Source organism: Agromyces sp. Y558 (assembly GCF_059445415.1).
Map to the genome: position 1 here is coordinate 494,046 of NZ_JCAIUH010000003.1, position 22,401 is coordinate 516,446.

A 22,401-nucleotide genomic window follows, 5' to 3' on the forward strand; every position below is an offset into this window, starting at 1 on the left:
GCCACCGGGTGAGCCGGTGGCCGCGACATCCGTTCATCGAACTCGAAGCTCAGAACCAGAGAGCGAGCTCGCGCTCGGCGGATTCGACCGAGTCGGAGCCGTGCACGAGGTTCTGCTGCACCTTCAGGCCCCAGTCGCGGCCGTAGTCGCCCCGGATCGTGCCGGGGGCCGCAGTCGTGGGGTCGGTCGTGCCCGCGAGCACCCGGAAGCCCTCGATCACGCGGTTGCCGGCGACGCGCATCGCGACGATGGGACCGGACTCCATGAACTCGATGAGCGGCTCGTAGAACGGCTTGCCCTCGTGTTCGGCGTAGTGGTGGGCGAGCAGCTCGCGGTCGGCCTGCACCAGCCGGATGTCGACGAGCGAGTAGCCCTTCGCCTCGATACGCCGGAGGATCTCGCCGGTGAGGTTGCGGGCGACGCCATCGGGCTTGACGAGCACGAGGGTCTCTTCGATCGGAGTGGTCATTCCTGTTCCTTCCATTGAGCGGCCGCGGCCGCTCGTTCTCGGTCGATTCGTGCGCCGGCGACCATGCAGTACCACCACATGCCGCCGAAGAGCGCGCCCACGACGAACATCGCAGGGTTGAGGAAGCCTGCCGCGAGGATGAGCACCTGGATGACCCAGCCGAGCAGATAGGCCCACTGGTATCGAAGGAGCCCGATCGTCGCGATCAGTCCGATGATGATGACACCGCCGGCCACGAGGGCGACCCATGACGGCAGTGCGCCTTCGCCTTCGCCCTGGGCGAGGCCCCAGATGACGAGGGCCGCGAGGAAGACGACGATGACTTCGAAGGCGAGCACGATGGTGGCGAGGGTCTGACGCACCGAGCGCGCGCCGGCGCTTGGCGCGGTACCCGCAGCACCGTCACGCACACGGTCGGAGTCACTCTCGGGCGCGGGCTCCTGCGATGACATCGGGTCGCTCATGCTCGCCCCCATCCACGATCCGAGGCGATGCCGATCGCCTCGCCGACGAGCACGATCGACCCTGCGACGACGACCGCGCGCTTCGGCGCCGCAGCCGCCCAGTTTCGCGCCTCGTCGAGTGCATCGTCGAGCCGCGCAACGAGGTCGACGCGATCTGCGCCGACGACGCGGGCGACGGATGCCGCGAGCTCGTCTGCACCGATCGCGCGCTCGGATGCCGGCGCGGTGACGATGAAGCGAGCCCCACCCGGCGAGAGGGCGGTGACGATGCCGTCGACGTCCTTTCCAGCGAGCACGCCGAGCACGAAGACGACCTCCTCGAAATCGAAGTACTCCTCGAGCGCGGCGGTCAGGGAAGCAGCGCCGTGCGGGTTGTGCGCGGCGTCGACGAGCACGGGGGGCTCGGTACCGACCATCTGAAGGCGCCCGGGCGAGGTCGTCAGGCCGAGGCCCTGCTGCAGCACCTCGTCGGCCAGGCGCATCGTGCCGGCGCCGAGGAACGATTCGACGGCGGCGATCGCGACGGCGGCGTTCTCGGCCTGGTGGCGCCCGAAGAGCGGCAGGGCGAGGTCACGGTACTCCCCCGCGAGCCCCTTCACAGAGATGAGCTGACCGCCGACGGCGACCCGCGAGTCGAGCACGGCGAAGGCGCCGCCCTCGACGGCAAAGGTGCCGTCGAGCGCGGCGGTCTTGTCGCGCAGCACGGTGAGCGCTTCGGGCGTCTGGAAAGCTGTGACGACTGCTGCGTCGCGCTTGATGATGCCCGCTTTGGTGCGGGCGATCTGCTCGATGGTCGTACCGAGCGCCGATTCGTGATCGAGGGCGATCGGCGTGAAGACCGCCACCTGGCCGTCGGCGACGTTGGTCGAGTCCCATTCGCCGCCCATGCCGACTTCGAGCACGACGACGTCGACGGGGGCGTCGGCGAAGCACGCGAACGCGAGCACGGTCAGCGCTTCGAAGAAGGTGAGCCGCGGTTCGCCGGTGGCATCGAGTTCGGTGTCGACGAGGAGGATGAACGGCGCGATCTCCTCCCAGTTGCGGGCGATCGCCTCGTCGGTGATCGGCTCGCCGTCGATGAGGATGCGTTCGGTGAAGCGCTCGAGGTGCGGACTCGTCATGAGGCCGGTACGAAGGCCACCGGCACGCAGTATCGATTCGACCATGCGGCTGGTCGAGGTCTTGCCGTTGGTGCCGGTGATGTGGATGACCGGTGCCGCCCGGTGCGGGTCGCCGAGCATCTCGACCGCGCGTCGGGTGGCGCTGAGGCGAGGCTCGGGGGTGGCTTCGCCCACCCGATCGAGGAGGCTCCGGTAGACGGCGTCAGCCGCCTCGGTGAAGTCGAGCTCGTCGGTCATGCCTTCGCCACCTTTACGGTCAGGCGAGAGGATTCGCCCACGGTTCGCGCTTCATCGCCGGGTTCGCCGGCGACCACTGCCAATTCGGTCGCGAGCGTCTCCCCCGCGATCAGCTCGCGGTGCGTCTCGGCTGCGGCAGCACCGGCCGCGTCGAGAGTGAGCTCGAGCCGGATGCGGTCGCCGACGTCGAGACCGGCCGCCTTGCGCGACTCCTGCACGACGCGCACGATGTCGCGTGCGAGGCCCTCGGCCTCGAGCTCGGGAGTCGTCGCCGTGTCGAGGATCACGAAGCCGCCGTCGGCGAGCAGCGCGAGTGCGCTCGACCCGGTGCCGGCTCCGCCCGCCTCGAGCACGAGCTCGTACTCCCCCGGCTCGAGTGGAATCCCGCCCGCGACGACCGACTCGCCGTCGACGCTCCAGTCGCCCGTGCGAGCGGCCTGGATCGCCTGCTGCACGGTCTTGCCGAGGCGCGGCCCCGCTGCGCGCGCGTTGACGGTGAGGCGCTTGGTGACGCCGAACGTCTCGGCGCTCGACCCGTCGAGGGTGACGAGGTCGACGGCCTTCACGTTGAGTTCGTCGCGCAGGATGGACTCGAACGGCGCGAGCACCGCGGCATCCGTCGCAACGACCGTGAGGCGCGCGAGCGGAAGTCGCACGCGACGCCCTGACTGCTTGCGCAGCGAGAGTGCCGCCGAGCTGATCTCCCGTACGGCGTCCATCGCGGCGACGAGCTCGTGGTCGACCGGGAACCCCGCGGCGTCGGGCCAGTCGGCGAGGTGCACGCTGCGACCGCCCGTGAGGCCTCGCCAGATCCGGTCGGAGATGAGCGGCAGCAGCGGCGCTGCGAGGCGCGTGAGCGTTTCGAGCACCGTGTAGAGGGTGTCGAACGCCTCAGTGCTTCGGTCCCTGAGCCCGTCCGAAGGGTCGGCATCGACCCCCGCCCAGAAGCGGTCGCGCGAGCGACGCACGTACCAGTTGGTCAACACGTCGCCGAAGTCGCGGAGCTTCGCCGCAGCGAGCGGCGAGTCGAACTCTTCGAAGTCGGTGGTGACCGCGGTCACGAGCTCGCCGAGCTTGGCGAGCAGGTACCGGTCGAGCACGTCGGTCGAGTCCGTGCGCGCGGATGCCTCGTAGCCCCCGTCCCCTGAACCTGTCGAAGGGTGCGCCGAGTTCGCGTACAGCGAGAAGAAGTACCACGTGCTCCAGAGCGGCAGCATGAACTGGCGCACGCCTTCGCGGATGCCCTCTTCGGTGACGATGAGGTTGCCACCGCGGAGCACCGAGCTCGACATCAGGAACCAGCGCATCGCGTCGGAACCGTCGCGCTCGAAGACCTCTGAGACATCCGGGTAGTTGCGCAACGACTTCGACATCTTCTGCCCGTCGCTGCCGAGCACGATGCCGTGGCTCACGACGTTCGAGAATGCGCGCCGATCGAACAGCGCCGTCGACAGCACATGCATGACGTAGAACCAGCCGCGCGTCTGGCCGATGTACTCGACGATGAAGTCGGCGGGGTTGTGGCTGTCGAACCACTCCTGGTTCTCGAACGGGTAGTGCACCTGGGCGAATGGCATCGAACCCGAGTCGAACCACACGTCGAAGATGTCGGGGATGCGACGCATCATCGAGCGACCGGAGGGGTCGTCGGGGTTCGAGCGCACGAGATCGTCGATGTAGGGGCGGTGCAGGTCGGGTTCACCGTCGGGGTTGCGGGGCAACCGCCCGAAGTCGCGCTCGAGCTCTTCGAGTGAACCGTAGACGTCGATGCGCGGGTACTCGGGGTCGTCGCTCTTCCAGACCGGGATCGGCGAGCCCCAGTAGCGGTTGCGGCTGATCGACCAGTCGCGGGCGCCGGCGACCCACTTGCCGAACTGCCCGTCTTTCACGTTGTCGGGCACCCAGTTGATGTCTTGATTGAGCTCGCCCATGCGGTCGCGGAACTCGGGCACGCGGATGAACCAGCTCGAGACGGCCTTGTAGATCAGCGGGTTGCGGCAGCGCCAGCAGTGCGGGTACGAGTGCTCGTAGCTCGCCTGACGGAGCAGGCGCCCCTCGGCCTTGAGGAGCTGGGTGAGCGGCTTGTTCGCGTCGCTCCACAGCAGCCCCGCGACATCCGTCACCGCCGGCAGGAACTTGCCGCCCTCGTCGAGTGAGATGACGACCGGGATGCCGGCGGCCTCTGAGATCTTCTGGTCCTCCTCGCCGTACGCGGGAGCCTGGTGCACGATACCCGTGCCGTCTTCGGTCGTGACGTAGTCGGCGACGAGGATGCGCCACGCGTTCTGAAGCCCGTACTCCTCGACGTCGGCGTAGTAGTCGAAGAGCCGGTCGTAGTCGACCCCCTCGAGCTCGGCGCCGCGCACGGTGCGCGAGACCGCGGCGCGCGCCTCGTCGGCGGAGTCGTAGCCGAGGTCTTTCGCGTAGTTGCCGACGAGATCGATGGCGATGAGGTACTCGCCGCCGAGCACTTCGGTGTCGCCCCCGGTCTCGTTCCCGGTCTCGTTCCCTGAGCCTGTCGAAGAGGCCATGCCGGCACTTTCGCGCAGCACGGTCGCGTCGGGCGTGCCGTTCGGCCCGGCGGGCACGACCGCGTACTCGATGTCGGGCCCGACGGCGAGTGCGAAGTTCGTCGGAAGCGTCCACGGCGTGGTCGTCCACGCGAGGGCGCGCACGGCAGTGAGCCCGAGCGACTCCGCCTTCAGCCCGATGAGCGGGAACGTGACGGTGACCGTCTGGTCTTGGCGCATCTTGTAGACGTCGTCGTCCATGCGCAGCTCGTGATTCGAGAGCGGGGTCTGGTCGCGCCAGCAGTACGGCAGCACCCGGTAACCCTCGTAGGCGAGCCCCTTGTCGTGCAGGGTCTTGAACGCCCAGATGACGCTCTCCATGAACGTCACGTCGAGCGTCTTGTAGTCGTGCTCGAAGTCGACCCACCGCGCCTGTCGGGTGACGTACTCCTGCCACTCCTTCGTATAGCGGAGCACGGCGTCTTTCGCGGCTTGGTTGAAGGCCGCGATGCCCATCTCCTCGATCTCGCTCTTGTCGACGATGCCGAGCTGGCGTTCGGCCTCGAGTTCGGCGGGCAGCCCGTGCGTGTCCCAGCCGAAGCGGCGGTGCACCTGCTTGCCGCGCATCGTCTGGAAGCGCGGGAAGAGGTCTTTCGCGTACCCGGTCAGCAGGTGCCCGTAATGGGGCAGGCCGTTGGCGAACGGCGGGCCGTCGTAGAACACCCACTCGGGTGCACCCTCGCGCTGGTCGATCGAGGCCTGGAACGTGCCGTCGGCCTTCCAGAAGGCGAGCACGTCACGCTCGACGGCGGGGAAGTCTGGTGAGGCGGCGACACCGTGGTCGTCTGGGGTACGGGGGTACACGCTCGCTCCTTGCGGGGACGGATGCTCTCGCGAGGACGCCGATGCTCGATCGAGCGCCGCCGCGGTACCACCTCGCTTGTGGATCGGGCCCTTCGACAGGCTCAGGGAACAATCCACCCCTCGTTGCCGGCTGTGACGGGCCGCCCCGTTCGGTTCTACTGGTGAGCGGATGCCGCGAGGCATCTGTTCGTGTTCTTCCGAAGACTCCCCGGTGATGGCCGGATCGGTGTCGTTGTCGTCAAGACTACCGCGTCGGCATGGGGCGAAGCACGCCCGATGCCTGCGGCGCGGAGCGGTAGGCCTCGCGGATCAGGGCGAGAAGGGCCGCCTCGGGCAGATCGTGGTTCTTCGCTTCGTCGACGAGGTCGTACACGGCGCCGGCGAGCGCGGCATGGCCGCCGATGCGCACTGCGACGACGGCACCGCGGCCGCGGTGGAGCTCGATGAGATGCTCGTCGCGCAGGCGGTGGTACGCCCGCAGCACCGTGTGCACGTTGAGCTCGAGCGATGCGGCGAGGTCGCGAGCGGCGGGGAGGCGCTCGCCGCCCGAGAGTCGCCCGTCGATGATCGAGGCCCGGATGCCAGAGGCGAGTTGTTCGAAGAGAGGTGCGTCGAGAGTCGGATCGAGTCGAATCAACACATTCACAGTCTATTGTTCTAGCTGAACTCGAACAACTTCCTTGTCGCGGCGGTGCCGCAGTGTCAGGATGAATGCGGGCCCGCGCTGATGAGAGCCCGCCTCACTCCCCCATTGCAAGGACCTCGATGCGTGCTGCACCAATGACCACCACCTCGAACGCTCGCAGGTTCGGACTCCTCGGCGTCGCCCTCGTGTCGACGATCATGCTCGCCGGGTGTCAGGCACCGGCGCCCGAGGCATCCGGTGACCCGGTCTCTGGCGGCACCCTCGCCTACGCGAGCGGCGACGCCGAACCGACCTGCCTCGACCCGCACGTCGGCGGCAACTACCCGCAGGCGCTCCTCGCGGGACAGTTCCTGGAATCGCTCGTCTCCCGTGACGGCTCGGGCGAGATCATCCCCTGGCTCGCCGAGTCGTGGGAGGCGACGGACGACGGCCTCTCGTGGGACTTCACCCTTCGCGACGACGTCGCCTTCACCGATGGGACACCCCTCGATGCCGAGGCCGTGAAGGTCAACATGGAGCACCTGAAAGACCCCGCGACCCAGTCCTCGACGGGCTACCTCGCACTCGGCAAGGTCGACCGCGTCGAGGTCGTCAGCGACCAGGTCGCGCGATTCGTGCTGAGCTCGCCCGACAGCGCGCTGCTCGAGTCGCTCAGCCAGCCGTGGCTCGCGATCCAGTCGCCCGCCGGCCTCGCCCGCGGAACGGACGAGAACTGCCAGGCGCCGATCGGCACCGGGCCGTTCGTCATCGAGGAATGGGTCAAGCAGGATCACGTCTCACTCGTGCGCAACGACGAGTACACCTCGCCGCCCGCCGACGCCGCACACGACGGCGTGGCGTACCTCGACGCGATCGACTGGCGCTTCGTGCCCGACTCGGCGTCGCGGTATGCAGCGCTGCAGGCCGGTCAGGTCGACGTCATCGACAACCCGCAGCCCGACACGATCGCGGCGGCCGAGTCGAACGACTCGCTCACCTGGCTCGACGCACCCCGACCCGGTGCGGCGAACCGCATCGAGCTCAACTCGGGCCAGGCGCCGTTCGACGACGAGCGCGTGCGCGAGGCGTTCATCCGCGCCGTCGAGGTCGACGAGGGCATCGATTCGCTCTTCTTCGGCACCGCCGAGCGCTCGTATTCACCGCTCTCCTCCGTCGAGGCCGTCGCGTACTCCGACGACTCGCTCTTCCAGCCCGACCTCGACGAGGCGAACGCGCTGCTCGACGAGGCAGGTTGGAGCGAACGCGACGCCGACGGTTACCGCGTGAAAGACGGCACTCGACTCACCCTTCGCTTCCCGGTGAGTACCAACCAGTCGGTGCCGGCAGAACAGTCGCTGTTCGAGCAGGTGCAGGCCACGGCGAAAGCGGCAGGATTCGACGTCGTCATCTCGCTCCTCGACCTCTCGGGCTGGTACGGCGCCCTGGCCGCGAACGAGTACGAGATCGTGAGCGCTCCGTACACCAAGGTCGGCCCCGACGTGCTGCGCATCCTCTACCACTCCGACAGCATCACGCCTGCGCCGAGCGGCTATTTCGCGAACCTCGCCCAGCTCGACGACCCCGAGGTCGACGCCCTGCTCTCCGAGGCTGCGACGACGAACGAGGCCGATGCCCGCGCCGGGCTCTACGAGCAGGCACAGCAGCGAATCCTCGGCGGGTACTACCTGCTCCCGTTGTACGACCAACAGAACAGCTTCCTGGTGAGCAACTCGGTGCACGGCGCACGTGCGATGCCCACCGTCTCGACGCCGAGCTTCTATGACGCCTGGCTCGCGGGCTGACTCTCGTCGCGCCGCTCGCGGCGTGACGCTTCGCCGCGCCGGCCTCCTGATGGCCGGCGCGGTGTTCGTGCTGTGGGCCGTCTCCACGCTCACCTTCTTCGCCATCCGGCTGATCCCCGGCGATCCGGCACAGGCGATCCTCGGCGGGCCGGGGTCCCAGGCCTCGCAGGAGGCACTCGACCAGGTGCGCCGTGACTACGGGCTCGACCAGCCGCTCATCGTGCAATACCTCGCGATGCTCGGCCGGCTCATCACGGGCGACCTCGGCATCTCCTACGCCCTCAAGCTGCCCGTCGCCGAGCTCCTCGGTGCGCAGATCGGCGGCACGCTCCTCCTCGCGTTCCTTGCCCTGGTGCTCGCGTGGTTCTTGGCCCTCGGCCTCGCACTCTGGTCGACAGGGCGCGGGCGAGTCGCCTCCGCGGTCGGCGAGGGCGTCGAGATCACCGCTGCCGCATTGCCGCACTTCTGGCTCGCGGCCGTGCTCATCGCGGTCTTCAGCACCGCGCTCGGCTGGCTGCCGCCGGTTGCCACCGGCACACCGGCCGGGCTCGTGCTGCCGGTCGTGACGCTCGCGATCCCGCTCGCGGGGTTCCTCGCCCAGGTCATGCGCGAGAGCCTCCTCGACGCGATGCAACAGCCGTTCGTGGTCTCGGCGCGCGCTCGCGGCGAGAGCGCGCTCGGCGTTCGGTTGCGCCACACCGTGCGTCATGCGGCGCTGCCGGCGATCAGCCTCTCGGGCTGGGCGCTCGGGTGGCTGCTCTCGGGGGCCGTCGTCGTCGAGACGATCTTCGCGATGCCGGGGCTCGGTCGCACCCTGTTGCAGGCCGTGACGCTCCGCGACATCCCCGTGGTGACCGGTGTGGTGCTCCTCGTCGCGGTCGTCTACGTGCTCATGACCGTGCTCACCGATGTCGCGTCGCGCATCGCCGACCCCAGACTTCGACAGGAGGCCGGGCGATGAGCGAGCTCGAACTGCGACAGACGACGGTCGAAGCATCCGCCGATCACCTGCCGCTGAGGCGACGCGGTCGGATGCCACGCGCCGGAACGCTGCTCTCGGCCGCGTTCGTACTCTTCCTCGTCGCCGCGACCTGCGCGCCTGCCCTCATCGCCACGCAGGACCCCAATCAGATCGCGGCAGCCGACGCCTTCCAGGCACCGTCGCTCGCCCACTGGTTCGGCACCGACGAGTCCGGGCGCGACATCTACAGTCGAATCGTCGCCGGCACCGGCACGTCTTTGCTCATCGGCGTCGCGGCGACCCTCATCGGGCTCGTGCTCGGGCTCGTACTCGGCGTGGTGGCGAGCTTCGGTGGTCGCATCCTCGATTTCAGCGTCAACCGGCTCGTCGAGGTGCTCTTCGCCTTCCCCGGGCTGCTCCTCGCGCTCCTCGTGATCGTCGTGTACGGGCCGGGGCCGGTGACCGCGACCGTGGCCGTCGGCCTCTCGACGGCGCCCGGCTACGCGCGGATCATCCGCGGCCAGCTCGTCTCGATCCGCTCCTCGCAGTACGTCGAGGCGGCGCGGGTGCTGGGTCGTTCCCCTGCGCGCATCCTCGGTCGGCATGTGCTGCCGAACGCACTCATCCCACTCTTCGTGCTCGCAACCCTCGGTATCGGCCAGGCGATCGTCTGGGCGGCGGCGCTCAGCTACCTCGGCCTGGGCGCGCAGCCGCCCGCTGCCGAATGGGGCGCCATGCTGGCCGCGGGTCGCACCTATCTCGCGACCGCCTGGTGGATGACGGTCTTCCCCGGGCTCATGATCGTCGCCACGACCATCGCGTCGACCGTGCTCGGCCGGGCACTCACCCGACGCGGGAGGAACGAATGGTGACGGATGCACCCGTGCCCGTGCTCGATGTCGCAGACCTCAGCGTCGGCTTCGGCCCGAGCGAAGTCGTGCATGGCGTGAGCTTCACGATTTCGCCCGGCGAATGCGTCGCGATCGTCGGCGAGTCGGGCTCGGGCAAGTCGGTGACGGCTCGAGCCCTGCTCGGCCTGGCCGGCCCCCGATCTCTCGTCTCATCGCAGAGACTGCGTATCGCCGGGCAGGAGCTGGGCGCGGCGACCGAGCGCGAATGGCGCCGCCTCCGCGGCCGCCTCGCCGGGCTCATCCTGCAGGACGCGCTCGTCTCGCTCGACCCGCTCCGCCCCGTCGGTCGCGAGATCGAGGATCCACTCCGCATCCACGAACGGATGCCGCCAGCCGCGCGCCGCGCTCGAGTGCTCGAGCTCCTCGCCGACGTCGGCATGCCCGACCCGGCGCTCGCCGCCGGCCGGCGCTCAGGCGAACTGTCCGGCGGCCTCCGCCAGCGGGCGCTCATCGCGGCCGCGATCGCACTCGACCCGCCGCTCCTCATCGCCGACGAACCGACGACCGCGCTCGACGTCACCGTACAGGCGCGCATCCTCGCGCTCATCGCCGATATCCGCGCCCGCGGCACGGGTGTGCTCCTCATCAGCCATGATCTCGCCGTCGTCGGGCAGCTGGCCGACCGCATCCTCGTCATGCGCGAGGGCGAGATCATCGAGCAGGGAACGGCCCGCGAGGTATTGGAGACACCCCGGCAGGCGTACACGAAGGCGCTCATCGCGGCGGTGCCGTCGGGCACCCCGCGCGGTGCCCGCTTGTCGACGCTGCCGGCCCTGCGTGCGCCGATCGGCTACGCAGCACCGAGCCGTGTTCCGCCGGCGGCCGCGGCGGCGATGCCCGCGACGCCACCCTCCGCAGCACCTCCGCTGCTCTCGCTCGCGCACGTCACCAAGACGTTCGCGATCCCGGGCGGCCGCTTCGCCGCGGTCGACGACGTGTCGCTGTCGCTGCATCGAGGCGAGACTCTCGGCCTCGTCGGCGAATCCGGCTCGGGCAAGACGACGGTCGCGCGGCTCGCGCTCGCACTCACGGCGCCCGACAGCGGCGCGGTGCACCTCGACGGCGAGGAGTGGTCAGCGCTCGAAGAACGGCAACGGCGAGCCTCGCGCCACCGCATCGGCGCGATCTACCAGGACGCCCTCAGCTCGTTCGATCCGAGATGGACCGTCGGCCGCATCCTCACCGATGCGGCACGTGACGCTCGCGACGCCGCACCCGGCCTCGACGTCGCGACGCTGCTCGATCAGGTCGGGCTCGCGGCATCCGTCGCCGGGCGAAAGCCTCTGACCCTCTCAGGCGGCCAGCGGCAGCGGGTCTCGATCGCCCGGGCGCTCGCCGCGTCACCCGAGCTGCTGATCTGCGATGAGCCCGTCTCGGCGCTCGACGTGACGATCCAGGCGCAGATCCTCGACCTGCTCGACGAACTCCAGCAGGGGCGAGGCCTCGCGCTCCTCTTCATCTCCCACGATCTCAGCGTCGTGCGCCATATGGCCGATCGGGTCGCGGTGATGCGCGCCGGCCGAATCGTCGAGACCGGCGAGGCGGAGCGGGTCTTCGCCCGGCCGGAGCATCCGTACACCGCCCAACTGGTTGCCGATTCGCCGCGACTCGCGTACTGAGCCGCCCGGCCGAGGCTCGGTGCACTCGCCAGCCGGCATGCAGTTCGCTCTCGGGTAGGCTGGATCGTCGCACATTCAGGCACCTCACCACAGACACGGTGCCGCATACATCGAACCGGAGCATCATGACCGACACCCCGCGCATTCCCGACAAGCCCGCTCTCGAAGGCCTCGAATCGGTCTGGGGAGGCGCTTGGGAGCGCGAAGGCACCTACCGGTTCGATCGCGAATCGGCCACCCGCGAGTGCATCTACTCGATCGACACTCCCCCGCCGACGGCCTCCGGCTCGCTCCACATCGGCCACGTGTTCTCGTACACCCACACCGACGTCGTGGCGCGGTATCAGCGCATGCGCGGCAAGAGCGTCTTCTACCCCATGGGCTGGGACGACAACGGACTGCCGACCGAACGCCGCGTGCAGAACTACTACGGTGTGCGCTGCGACCCGACGCTCCCCTACATCGACGGCTTCGCGCCGCCGTTCGAGGGCGGCGAAGGCAAGTCGACGAAGGCCGCCGATCAGGTGCCGATCAGCCGCCGCAACTTCATCGAGCTCTGCGAACGCCTGACCGTCGAAGACGAGCAGCAGTTCGAAGCCCTCTGGCGCCAGCTCGGCCTCTCGGTCGACTGGACCCAGACCTACCGCACCATCGGCGATGAGTCGTTGTTCGCTTCGCAGCTGGCGTTCATTCGCAACATCGAGCGTGGCGAGGCGTACCAGGCGCTTGCACCGACCCTGTGGGACGTCACATTCCGCACCGCCGTCGCCCAGGCCGAGCTCGAAGACCGCGAGCAGCCGGGCCATTACCACCGCGTCTCGTTCCACAAGCCCGGCGGCGGCACCGTCGACATCGAGACGAGCCGTCCCGAACTCATCCCCGCGTGCGTCGCCCTCGTCGCGCACCCCGACGACGAGCGCTACCAGCCGCTCTTCGGCACCACGGTCACGAGCCCCGTCTTCGGCGTCGAGGTACCCGTGCTCGCGCACCACCTCGCGCAGAAAGACAAGGGCACCGGCATCGCGATGATCTGCACCTTCGGTGACATCACCGACGTCGTGTGGTGGCGCGAACTCGACCTCCCGAACCGCGCGATCATCGGCTTCGACGGCCGGGTCATCGCAGATGCCCCCGAAGTCATCACCTCCGAAGCCGGCCTCGCCGCGTATGCCGAGCTCGCGGGCAAGACGACGTTCTCGGCCAAGCAGGCGGTCGTGCAGCTCCTTCGCGACTCGGGCGACCTGCTCGCCGACCCGAAGGCGATCACCCATCCGGTGAAGTTCTTCGAGAAAGGCGACAAGCCGCTCGAGATCGTCTCGACCCGTCAGTGGTACATCAGGAACGGCGCTCGCGACGAAGCGCTGCGCGAGCGGCTGCTCACCCACGGCCGTGAGATCGACTGGCACCCAGACTTCATGCGCGTGCGCTACGAGAACTGGGTGGGCGGGCTCTCGGGCGACTGGCTCGTCTCCCGCCAGCGCTTCTTCGGCGTGCCGATCCCCGTGTGGTACCCGCTCGACGATGCGGGCGACCCCCGCTTCGACGAGCCGATCGTCGCCACGCGCGAGATGCTTCCCGTCGACCCCTCATCGGCGGCGGCACCCGGCTTCGACGAAGCCCAGCGCGGCGCCGCGGGCGGCTTCATCGGCGAGCACGACGTCATGGACACGTGGGCGACCTCCTCGCTCACCCCGCAACTCGCCGGCGGCTGGGAGCGCGACCCCGAGCTGTTCGAGCTCGTGTTCCCCTACTCGCTCCGCCCGCAGGGTCAAGACATCATCCGCACCTGGCTCTTCTCGACGACGTTGCGCGCTGAGCTCGAGCACGGTGTCGCGCCGTGGTCCAACGCCTCGATCTCTGGCTTCATCGTCGATCCCGACCGCAAGAAGATGTCCAAGTCCAAGGGCAACGTCGTCACCCCTGCCGGCCTCCTCGAGCAGCACGGCTCCGATGCGGTGCGCTACTGGGCGGCCTCGTCGCGTCTCGGCACCGACGCCGCCTTCGACCCGCAGAACCCCACGCAGGTGAAGATCGGCCGACGCCTCGCGATCAAGGTGCTGAACGCGGCGAAGTTCATCCTCACCTTCGACGGGCGAGCGGATGCCCCAGTGACCGTGCCGGTCGATCGCAGCATGCTCGCCGAGCTCGCCGGCGTCGTCGACCGCGCCACCCGTGCCCTCGACGCCTACGACCACGCGCGCGCCCTCGAGCTCGCAGAGACCTTCTTCTGGACGTTCTGCGACGACTACCTCGAGCTCGTGAAAGAGCGCGCGTACGGTGCGGCGAGCCCCGAGCAGGCCTCAGCGGTCGCCGCGCTGAAGACCGCGCTCGATGTGCTGCTTCGCCTGTTCGCCCCGGTCATTCCGTTCGCGACCGAAGAGGCCTGGCGCTGGTCGCACGACGGCTCCGTGCACGTGGCACAGTGGCCGACCGTCGAAGACCTCGCCGCGCGTGGCGAGGCGGGCGTCGAGCTGCTCGAGCTCGCGAGCCTCGCACTGACCGGCATCCGGCGCGCCAAGACCGATGCGAAGGCGTCGCAGAAGACGCCGGTCGCGAGCGCCGCGATCGCGGCGTCGGCAGCGACGATCCCGCTGCTGGAGTCGGTCGAATCAGATCTGCGTGCGGTGGGGCGCATCGCGGAGCTCAGCTTCGTCGAAGCTGAGACGTTCGAAGTCCGCGACGTCGTCTTCGAGGCGCCGTCGGAATAGGGGGAACCATGAGTTACGAAATACGAGCGGCCGGCGACGACGACTTCTTCGGATGGCTGCCGCTGTTCGCGACGTACTGCCGCTTCTACGAAACCGAACTCGACGACGCCAAGGCGCTGATCGTCTGGAATTGGATCCGTGACGAGGCCGAGCCGCTCACCGCTGCACTGGCCGTCGATGACGAGGGCCGGCCCATCGGGCTCGCCCACTTCCGGGCGGTGCCCCATACGTTGACCGCGACCCGCGGCATGTACCTCGATGACCTGTACGTCGACGAAGGTGCACGCGGTTCGGGCATCGGGAAGGCGCTCATCGAGTTCGTGCACGCTCGTTCAGCAGAGATCGGCCACGGCGGGGTCAGCTGGATCACTGCAGATGACAACGCGGAATCGCAACGCCTCTACGATCAGCTCGCCAAGCGCACCAGCTGGGTGACCTACGAGATGGATGCGTGATGCGACTCGGCACTCGCTGGGCGTTCGGCACCGTGCCGCCGGCATCCGTGCCCGCTGAGCTTCGCGAGCGCATCGCGGCCGCCGAGACAGCCTTCACCGGTGACGGCGCGAATCGTCACTGGACGCTCACCTGGCTCGAGGGTCGACCGATCGCCGAGCTCGACGATGGCACCGTGGTGCGCGAGACGATCATCGATGCGACCGACGCCGACGAGGATTGGTAGCGGGCCGACGACTTCCACCGTCGGGCTCGCTACGCGTGCGCGATGATCTCGCCGTGCGGCATGAGCAGCCAGCCGTCTTCGTCGGCCGCCCATGCGCGCCACGCGTCGGCGATGCGACGCAGCTCCTCGGGATTCGAATGACCAGATTCGATCGCGTGCGCCGCGAACTGCGACTCGGTCGCGCGTTCTGCCCACGACCCACCCCACCATTCACGCTCGAGCTCGGTTGCGAACACCCAGGTCGTACCCGTCGCAGCGATGTCTGTGAGGCCCGCCTCTCGCGCCCAGCTCTTCAGGCGGCGACCGGCATCGGCCTCGCCGCCGTTCCATTCGTGCACCGAATGGTACAGCTCGAGCCAGCGGGTGAGGCCCGGTGAGACCGGATTCCAGATCACGCCGCCGTAGTCGACCTCGCGTGCCGCGACGACGCCACCGGGCTTCGCGACACGGCGGAACTCGCGCAACGCCTCGACGGGGCGGCCGAGGTGCTGCAAGACCTGGTGCGCATGCACGATGTCGAAGGAGTCGTCTTCGAACTCGAGCGCGTAGGCGTCGCCGACCCTGAACTCGACGTTGGCGACGCCCTCGCTCTGTGCGAGACCCGCCGCGTGGGTGACGACGCCGGCCGACGAGTCGATGCCGATGGCGGAGCCGGGCCGCACTCGCCGGGCGAGATCGATCGTGATGGTTCCGGGGCCGCTGCCGACGTCCAGCACTCGCGCGCCCTCACGCAGGTGCGGCACGAGGTACGCCGCAGAGTTCTCCACGGTGCGCCACGAGTGTGTTCGCAGCACGCTCGAGTGGTGGCCGTGGGTGTACTCGTCTCGTCGGGCGTTCTCGGGCCGATCGGTGCTCATATCCCGAGCCTATGCTCCTCGCCGACCGTGCGACACGAACTACGGTGGATGGATGCGCGACCCATCGAACCCGTTCCTCGAGCCGAGCCCCCTGCCCTATCGACTCCCCCTCTTCGCCCTCATTCGCCCAGAGCACTATCGGGAGGCGATCGAGCGCGGCATGCGCGAGCAGCGCGCAGCGGCCGAGGCGATCGCCATGAATGACGAACCGCCCACGTTCGAGAACACGATCACCGCGCTCGAGCGCTCGAGCGCCCTCCTTCGCCGGGTGCTTCCCGTGTTCGAGAACGCGAGCTCGGCCGACAGCAATGCCGCAATCGACCTGATCGAGGCCGAGTTCGCTCCGCTTCTCGCGGAGCACCGCGATGCGATCCGGCTGGACCCCCGCATCTACGCCCGGATCGTCGAGCTGCACTCCACCCTCGAAGAACTCGGCCTCGACGCCGAGTCCGCGTATCTGCTGGAGCGGTACCACCGCGAAGCCACCCTCGCGGGTGCTGCCCTCGAACCCGCCGATCGAGCCGAGCTCACTGCGCTGAATGCGCAGATCTCACGACTCACGACCGACTTCCAACAGCGCCTCCTCGCCGACACGAACGAGCTCGCGCTGCACATCGTCGAGGCCGACGAGCTCGCGGGCCTCGATGAGAGCCGGCGCTCGGCGGCACGCGAGGCCGCCGTCGCCCGCGGTCTCGAAGGCTGGCTCATCACCCTCGTGCTGCCGACGGCGCAGCCCGCCATCGCCTCGCTCTCTCACGACGAGGTGCGCGATCGGCTCTTCACCGCTTCACGGTCGCGCGGATGTCGCGGCGGCGACCACGACACCCGCGAGACGCTGCTCGAACTCGTGCGGATCCGAGCCTCGCGGGCACGGTTGCTCGGCTTCGCGGACCACGCGTCAGCAGTGACCGTCGACGAGACGGCCGGTACTCCTGAGGCGGTCGCCGACCTCCTCGCCCGCCTGGTGCCGGCCGCAACGCAGAACGCCCGTCAGGAGGCGGCCGCGCTCACCGAACGCGCGGCTCGGCTCGGTTGGCGCAGCGTCGAGGCGTCGGACTGGGCGATTCACACCGAAGCGGTGCGACGTGAGCGTTTCGACGTCGACCTGCAGGCGATGCGCCCGTATCTCGAGTTCGATCGGGTGCTCACCGAGGGCGTCTTCCACGCTGCATCACTGCTGTACGGAGTGCACTTCGCCGAGCGCACCGACCTCGTCGCGTACCACCCCGACACCCGGATCTTCGAAGTCTTCGACGACGACGACAGCCCGGTCGGCCTGTACCTGATCGACCCGTACGCGCGCGACTCCAAGCGCGGCGGTGCCTGGATGAGCTCGCTCGTCGAGCAGTCCGACCTCGAAGCGACGCTTCCCGTGGTCGTGAACAACCTCAACGTTCCGAGGCCCGCGTCCGGTGAGCCGACCCTGCTCACCTTCGATGAGGCCGAGACGCTGTTCCACGAGTTCGGCCATGCGCTGCACGGCCTTTTCGCGAGAGTCGCGTTCCCCTCGTCGGCCGGCACCAACGTCTATCGCGACTTCGTCGAGCTGCCGAGCCAGGTCAACGAGTTGTGGCTGCTTCGACCGGAGGTGCTCGAGCACTTCGCCCGGCACGTCGAGACGGGCGAGCGAATGCCGCAGACCCTCGTCGATCGCCTGCTCGCGTCGCGCACCTTCAACGAGGGTTTCTCGACGACCGAATACCTTGCCGCTGCGGCTCTCGACCAGGCATGGCACCGTCTCTCCCCCGACGATGCCACCGCGGTGACCGACGTCGCCGCCTTCGAACGACAGGCTCTGGCCGCCGTGAGCCTCGACGACCCGCTCGTGCCCCCGCGCTACTCGAGCACCTACTTCGCGCATATCTTCGCCGGCGGCTACGACGCCGGGTACTACTCGTACATCTGGAGCGAGGTGCCGGGCGCCGACATCATGGCGTGGTTCGAGCAGCAGGGCGGTGCGACGCGTGCCAACGGCGATCGATTCCGGGCGGAGATCCTCGAGCCGGGCGGCTCACGCGACCCGCGCGAATCGATCCGCCGTCTGCTCGGGCGCGAACCCGACATCGCCCCGCTCCTGGCACGACGGGGCCTCGCCTGAGCGTCGCTCAAGCCACCTCCGGCGCGCTCTCCGAGCAGACCTGGCGACGAATACGCTCCTCGTTCTGACTCGTCCGTCGGATCTCGGACTTCGAGGAGTCTGTCGACGGCACGCGCGGCGGCGCCGACCGCGGTGACGCGATGACGAGCGCGACCGCTCCTGCACCGAGCACGAGGCCGACGAGGGTCGCCGGCGTGAACGGGTCGGCGAAGAGGATCGCGCCGGCGACCGCGGCAGTCGGGGCCACCAGGTACAGAAGCGCATTCAACGCGGTGATGCCGAGGCGACGGAGAAGGTACCAGTAGAGCGCGTAGCCGAGGAGTGTGGGGACCACAGCGATCACGAGCGTCGAGACCCAGAACGCGGCTGTGGCAGGCGGGGCCAACGTTCCGGTGACGGCGGCGAGGAGCGCCACGGCCACGAGGGTGACGGACGAGTGCACGGTGAGGGTCGCGAACACGGAGAGGCGAGACGAGGTACGCCGCTCAAGGAACGTGGCGGTGACGAGGCTGCCCAGTGCGACGAGCGGGAGGAGGTACGCGGGCGTGGGAGACCCCGCGGCCAAGGCGTCGGCTGCCACGATGAGCGCCACCCCCACCGCGCCGAGCACCAGGCCGAGCCATTGGAGCGCACGGACGCGAAGGCCGAGGAGCGGGCCGACGAGGGTCGCCACGACAAGAGGTTGGACCGCATCGATGAGCGCGGTCGTTCCCGACGACACGCCGGCGCCGACGGCCAGGTAGATCGGGACGACGTAGCCGAACTGTGCGAAGAATCCGATCGTGAGGTGCGGACGGATGTCGCGCCATGGCGGAAACACGAGCGGACGCCGTCGGACGTTCGCCGCGGCGATGACGATCAGGAGGATGACCCCGACGGTGAGGTATCGCCAGAACAGGACTGTCAGAGCCGGAGCAGCGTCGGTGCCGATCTTCGCGATCACGAAGCCAGAACTCCAAGCCAGGACGAACGCGACGGATGCACCAATGAGAAGGAGGAATCCTGGTATACCGGTCTGTTTAGTCATTCGAACGAGTATACAGAGCGGTATAGTGGAGCCATGACCGCCGAGAATCTGCCCGAAGCGCTTCCTCACTACACGCCTGGAGCAGAGCGCGTGCTCGCCGCGGCATCCGAGCTCTTCTACCGTGAGGGAATCCACGCCGTGGGTGTCGACACCATCGCAGCCGCGGCAGGGGTGACGAAGAAGACGCTCTACGACCGGTTCGGATCGAAAGAGGCGCTCGCCGTCGCGTACCTGCGCGGGCGCGACGCGCGGTGGCGTGAGTACCTTGAACGGGAATTCGCGCAAGAGCCTCCGGGAAGCGTCGAACGCATCCTGGCAGTGTTCGACATCGCGGGCCGGTGGGCGATCGACAACTGCGGCAAAGGGTGCAGCGCCATCAACGCTCGCGCCGAGATGGACGACGCAACGACGCCCATTGCTGTCGAAGCCATCCGCCAGAAGAAATGGCTGCGGGATGTCTTCGAGCAACTCTGCCGCGATGCGGCGATCGCCGATACCGAACGCGTCGCCAAGAGTCTGATGCTGCTCTACGAGGGCGGCCTGGTGACCACCGGCATGGGCACGTTCGCCGAACCGTTCGCGGCGGCACGGGAGGCGGCGGCCCTGCTCCTCACGTTCAGTGCACGCGGGCAGCGACCCGACGATGGCGCCTGAAACGACGGATGCCCCGTGCAGGCGTACTGCACGAGGCATCCGTTGAGGCGGAAGACGACTCAGATCGCGAAGCCGAGCGCCCGCATCATGTCGCGGCCGTCGTCGGTGATGCGCTCGGGGCCCCACGGCGGCATCCACACCCAGTTGATGCGGAACGCGTCGACGGTGCCGTCGAGCGCCTCAGCGGTCTGCTCTTCGATCACGTCGGTGAGGGGGCATCCGGCGCTCGTGAGCGTCATGTGGATGACCAGGGCGTCGTTCTCGTCGTCCCAGCCGAGGTCGTAGATGAGGCCGAGGTCGACGATGTTGACCCCGAGCTCGGGATCCATGACGTCTTTCAGCGCTTCTTCGACCTGGTCGTAGCGCTCAGGTGCGAGTGTGGTGACCATAGTGTGATTCTACCCTCGCCCTATTCGGACGGCACCGCTTCGGCCGCGGCCGTCTCGGCGACCTGATACCGGTCGTAGCCCTCGTCTTCGAGTCGGTCGGCGAGCTCGGGGCCGCCCTGCTCGGCGATGCGGCCCGCCACGAAGACGTGCACGAAGTCGGGCTTGATGTAGCGCAGGATGCGCGTGTAGTGCGTGATCAGCAGGACGCCGAGGCCGGTGTGCGAGTGCGCCCGATTGACGCCCTCGGAGACGACCTTCAGCGCGTCGACGTCGAGTCCCGAGTCGGTCTCATCGAGCACGGCGAACTTCGGCTTCAGTAGTTCGAGCTGAAGGATCTCGTTGCGCTTCTTCTCGCCGCCCGAGAAGCCCTCGTTGACGTTGCGCTCGGCGAACGCCGAGTCCATCTTGAGGTTCGACATCGACTCGCGCACGTCTTTGATCCAGCCGCGGATCGGAGGCGCCTCGCCGTCGATCGCCGTCTTGGCGGTGCGGAGGAAGTTCGTGACCGTCACGCCCGGAATCTCGACGGGGTACTGCATCGCGAGGAAGAGGCCGGCGCGTGCGCGTGCGTCGACCGACATCTCGAGCACGTTCTCACCGTCGAGCAGGATCTCGCCCTGGACGACCTTGTACTTCGGGTGGCCGGCGATCGTGTACGCGAGGGTCGACTTGCCCGACCCGTTGGGGCCCATGATCGCGTGGATCTCGCCCTCGTTGATGACGAGGTCGACGCCGCGGAGGATCTCGCGGGTGCCCTGGTCGGTCTCGACGTTGACGTGGAGGTTCTTGATCTCGAGAACGGACATGTTCGTAGTGGTCTCTTTCGGTTGCCGGCCGTTCCGGGCCGGAGGAGGTGGGTCAGACGGTCAGGGTGACCATGGGGTCGATGTGGACGTCGCCGTCTCTGAGCTCGACCTGGTAGACCGGGACGGGCTCGTACGCGGGCAGCGTCAAAGGCTTGCCCGTCTTCAGGGAGAACATGGAGCCGTGGGCCCAGCACTCGAGGGTGTCGTCTTCGACGAAACCCTCGGCCAGCGAGATGTCGCCATGCGTGCAGGTGTCGCCGATGGCGTAGATCTCGCCCGCGGAGTCTTTCACCACGGCGATGGGAACGCCCTCGAGCACGAAGCGCGAGGCCTCGTTCACCGCGAGGTCGTCAGCTGAGCAGACACGAACAGATGCCACGTCAGCGACCTTCCAGTTCGGCCTCGATGGCCGCGGTCAGGCGGGCTTCGAGGTCGGCCGAGCCGATCTTCTGCACGATGTCGGTGAGGAAGCCGCGCACGACGAGTCGACGTGCTTCGTCTTCACTGATGCCGCGAGCCATCAGGTAGAACAGCTGCTCGTCGTCGAAGCGACCGGTGGCACTCGCGTGCCCGGCGCCTTCGATGTCCCCGGTCTCGATCTCGAGGTTCGGCACGGAGTCGGCGCGAGTGCCCTCGGTGAGCACGAGATTGCGGTTCTGCTCGTAGCTGTCGGTACCGGTTGCGGCGTTGCCGATCAGCACGTCGCCGACCCAGACGCTGCGCGCACCGGCACCCTGCAGCGCACCCTTGTAGGTGACGCGGCTCTTGGTGTGCGGTGCATCGTGGTGCACGTACACCTGCTGCTCGAGGTGTTGGCCCGCGTCGGCGAAGTAGAGGCCGAGGGCCTCGATGTCGGCGCCCTGCTCGGCAAGGTGGGTCGACGGGTTCACCCGCACGACCTTGCCGCCGAGGGAGACGACGATGTGCTTGAGGAACGCGTCCCGGCCGAGACGGGAGAACTGGCTCGAGAGATGCACGGCCTCGTCGTCCCACTCCTGCAGCGAGACGACGGTGAGGGATGCCCCGTCGCCGACGAGGATCTCGACGTTCTCGCTGAGTCGGGCGGCACCCGTGCCGGCGAGCACCACGAATCCGCGGCTGTTCGGCGCGGCCTCGATGACGGTGTGCGCGGCGCGCGGGGCGTCGCCGAGTCCGGTGCGGGTCACGAACGCGATCTTCTCGTCTTCGCCGGTGACCGAGACGAGGAGGGCCTCGCCGAAGGTCGACCACGCGTTGGCGCTCGCGCGCTCTTCGGGCGTGCCCGCCGCGCCGATGCGGGCGTCGTCGCGCGGGATGTACGAGAAGGTGATGCCCGAGACATCCGCGCCGTCTTGAGCCTGTCGAAGGGTCGTCTCGATCGGAAGTCGCGAACCGTCGAGCTCACCGCCGGTGAGGTCGGCGAAGGTCGCGACCGGGGAGAGCTTCCACTCGCGCTCGCGTCCGTTGACGGGCTCGAAGTCGTCGACGTTCACCGAGCGGAACCGCTCGGAGCGGGTCTGCACGGGCACGAAGGCGCCGTCGGAGTGCGCGACGAGGCCGTGTTGCCCGGGAGTGGCCAGAGGGGATGAACGCTGTGTTGTGCTGGTCATCTGATCGGTCA

Annotated in this window: 20 protein-coding genes; 9 read left to right on the plus strand and 11 right to left on the minus strand. The window is 68.5% G+C overall.

The genetic code is table 11. The features are described 5' to 3' along the window. Positions 1–49: 49 nt before the first annotated feature. The 5 genes from ndk to AC1C2T_RS17245 all read right to left on the minus strand — a co-directional run bounded on the left by ndk (position 50) and on the right by AC1C2T_RS17245 (position 6,305). Positions 50–469, minus strand: coding sequence for a nucleoside-diphosphate kinase (gene ndk, locus AC1C2T_RS17225; RefSeq protein ID WP_495360205.1), 420 nt, complete (start codon positions 467–469; stop codon positions 50–52). Continuing rightward, complete coding sequence (locus tag AC1C2T_RS17230; protein WP_495360206.1) at positions 466–933, minus strand: DUF4233 domain-containing protein; 468 nt, start codon at positions 931–933, stop codon at positions 466–468. Before AC1C2T_RS17230 ends, ndk begins: the two co-directional genes overlap by 4 nt. Next, positions 930–2,291, minus strand: coding sequence for a bifunctional folylpolyglutamate synthase/dihydrofolate synthase (locus AC1C2T_RS17235; protein WP_495386095.1), 1,362 nt, complete (start codon positions 2,289–2,291; stop codon positions 930–932). Before AC1C2T_RS17235 ends, AC1C2T_RS17230 begins: the two co-directional genes overlap by 4 nt. After that, positions 2,288–5,665, minus strand: a complete 3,378-nt coding sequence (locus tag AC1C2T_RS17240; RefSeq protein ID WP_495386096.1) for an isoleucine--tRNA ligase — start codon at positions 5,663–5,665, stop codon at positions 2,288–2,290. Before AC1C2T_RS17240 ends, AC1C2T_RS17235 begins: the two co-directional genes overlap by 4 nt. A gap of 244 nt (positions 5,666–5,909) precedes the next feature. Beyond that, on the minus strand, positions 5,910–6,305 hold the full coding sequence (locus AC1C2T_RS17245) for a GntR family transcriptional regulator (RefSeq protein ID WP_495360209.1): 396 nt from the start codon (positions 6,303–6,305) through the stop codon (positions 5,910–5,912). Between the two features lie 140 nt (positions 6,306–6,445). Between AC1C2T_RS17245 and AC1C2T_RS17250 the strand changes: the two genes are divergently transcribed. The 7 genes from AC1C2T_RS17250 to AC1C2T_RS17280 all read left to right on the plus strand — a co-directional run bounded on the left by AC1C2T_RS17250 (position 6,446) and on the right by AC1C2T_RS17280 (position 14,970). Beyond that, on the plus strand, positions 6,446–8,092 hold the full coding sequence (locus tag AC1C2T_RS17250) for an ABC transporter substrate-binding protein (RefSeq protein WP_495360210.1): 1,647 nt from the start codon (positions 6,446–6,448) through the stop codon (positions 8,090–8,092). 22 nt (positions 8,093–8,114) lie between these two features. Then, positions 8,115–9,053: an ABC transporter permease gene (locus AC1C2T_RS17255; RefSeq protein WP_495360211.1), complete on the plus strand. Its 939-nt coding sequence runs from the start codon at positions 8,115–8,117 to the stop codon at positions 9,051–9,053. After that, positions 9,050–9,925 carry an ABC transporter permease gene (locus tag AC1C2T_RS17260; RefSeq protein WP_495386097.1) on the plus strand — a complete coding sequence of 292 codons (876 nt, stop codon included), beginning with the start codon at positions 9,050–9,052 and terminating at the stop codon, positions 9,923–9,925. The genes AC1C2T_RS17255 and AC1C2T_RS17260 overlap by 4 nt, the downstream gene beginning before the upstream one ends. Next, positions 9,922–11,583 (plus strand): dipeptide ABC transporter ATP-binding protein, encoded by a 1,662-nt coding sequence (locus AC1C2T_RS17265; protein ID WP_495386098.1) that lies wholly within the window; start codon positions 9,922–9,924, stop codon positions 11,581–11,583. Before AC1C2T_RS17260 ends, AC1C2T_RS17265 begins: the two co-directional genes overlap by 4 nt. Before the next feature lie 125 nt (positions 11,584–11,708). After that, positions 11,709–14,291, plus strand: coding sequence for a valine--tRNA ligase (valS, locus tag AC1C2T_RS17270; RefSeq protein WP_495386099.1), 2,583 nt, complete (start codon positions 11,709–11,711; stop codon positions 14,289–14,291). 8 nt (positions 14,292–14,299) lie between these two features. Further along, positions 14,300–14,746, plus strand: coding sequence for a GNAT family N-acetyltransferase (locus AC1C2T_RS17275; RefSeq protein ID WP_495386100.1), 447 nt, complete (start codon positions 14,300–14,302; stop codon positions 14,744–14,746). Further along, positions 14,746–14,970 (plus strand): hypothetical protein, encoded by a 225-nt coding sequence (locus AC1C2T_RS17280; protein WP_495386101.1) that lies wholly within the window; start codon positions 14,746–14,748, stop codon positions 14,968–14,970. Before AC1C2T_RS17275 ends, AC1C2T_RS17280 begins: the two co-directional genes overlap by 1 nt. 29 nt (positions 14,971–14,999) lie before the next feature. On the opposite strand, the gene AC1C2T_RS17285 is transcribed toward AC1C2T_RS17280, so the two are convergent. Beyond that, a complete protein-coding gene (locus AC1C2T_RS17285; protein ID WP_495386102.1) occupies positions 15,000–15,827 on the minus strand; it encodes a methyltransferase domain-containing protein in 828 nt (275 codons plus the stop codon). A gap of 52 nt (positions 15,828–15,879) precedes the next feature. Between AC1C2T_RS17285 and AC1C2T_RS17290 the strand changes: the two genes are divergently transcribed. Next, positions 15,880–17,925 (plus strand): M3 family metallopeptidase, encoded by a 2,046-nt coding sequence (locus AC1C2T_RS17290; protein WP_495386103.1) that lies wholly within the window; start codon positions 15,880–15,882, stop codon positions 17,923–17,925. 7 nt (positions 17,926–17,932) lie between these two features. Here AC1C2T_RS17290 and AC1C2T_RS17295 read toward each other — a convergent pair whose 3' ends face one another. Then, positions 17,933–18,952, minus strand: coding sequence for a DMT family transporter (locus AC1C2T_RS17295; protein ID WP_495386104.1), 1,020 nt, complete (start codon positions 18,950–18,952; stop codon positions 17,933–17,935). A 33-nt stretch (positions 18,953–18,985) separates the two neighbouring features. On the opposite strand from AC1C2T_RS17295, the gene AC1C2T_RS17300 reads away from it, so the two are divergent. Continuing rightward, positions 18,986–19,606, plus strand: a complete 621-nt coding sequence (locus tag AC1C2T_RS17300) for a TetR/AcrR family transcriptional regulator (RefSeq protein ID WP_495386105.1) — start codon at positions 18,986–18,988, stop codon at positions 19,604–19,606. A gap of 59 nt (positions 19,607–19,665) precedes the next feature. On the opposite strand, the gene AC1C2T_RS17305 is transcribed toward AC1C2T_RS17300, so the two are convergent. Genes AC1C2T_RS17305 through sufD form a run of 4 tightly spaced genes read right to left on the minus strand, consistent with a single transcriptional unit; the run spans position 19,666 to position 22,390 of the window. Further along, positions 19,666–19,995, minus strand: a complete 330-nt coding sequence (locus AC1C2T_RS17305; RefSeq protein WP_495353877.1) for a metal-sulfur cluster assembly factor — start codon at positions 19,993–19,995, stop codon at positions 19,666–19,668. A gap of 20 nt (positions 19,996–20,015) precedes the next feature. Beyond that, entirely contained in the window at positions 20,016–20,801 is a 786-nt protein-coding gene (sufC, locus tag AC1C2T_RS17310; protein WP_495386106.1) for a Fe-S cluster assembly ATPase SufC, read from the minus strand. A gap of 52 nt (positions 20,802–20,853) precedes the next feature. After that, positions 20,854–21,180 (minus strand): non-heme iron oxygenase ferredoxin subunit, encoded by a 327-nt coding sequence (locus AC1C2T_RS17315; RefSeq protein WP_495360221.1) that lies wholly within the window; start codon positions 21,178–21,180, stop codon positions 20,854–20,856. A 1-nt stretch (position 21,181) separates the two neighbouring features. Beyond that, positions 21,182–22,390, minus strand: a complete 1,209-nt coding sequence (sufD, locus tag AC1C2T_RS17320) for a Fe-S cluster assembly protein SufD (protein WP_495386107.1) — start codon at positions 22,388–22,390, stop codon at positions 21,182–21,184. Positions 22,391–22,401: the final 11 nt, after the last annotated feature.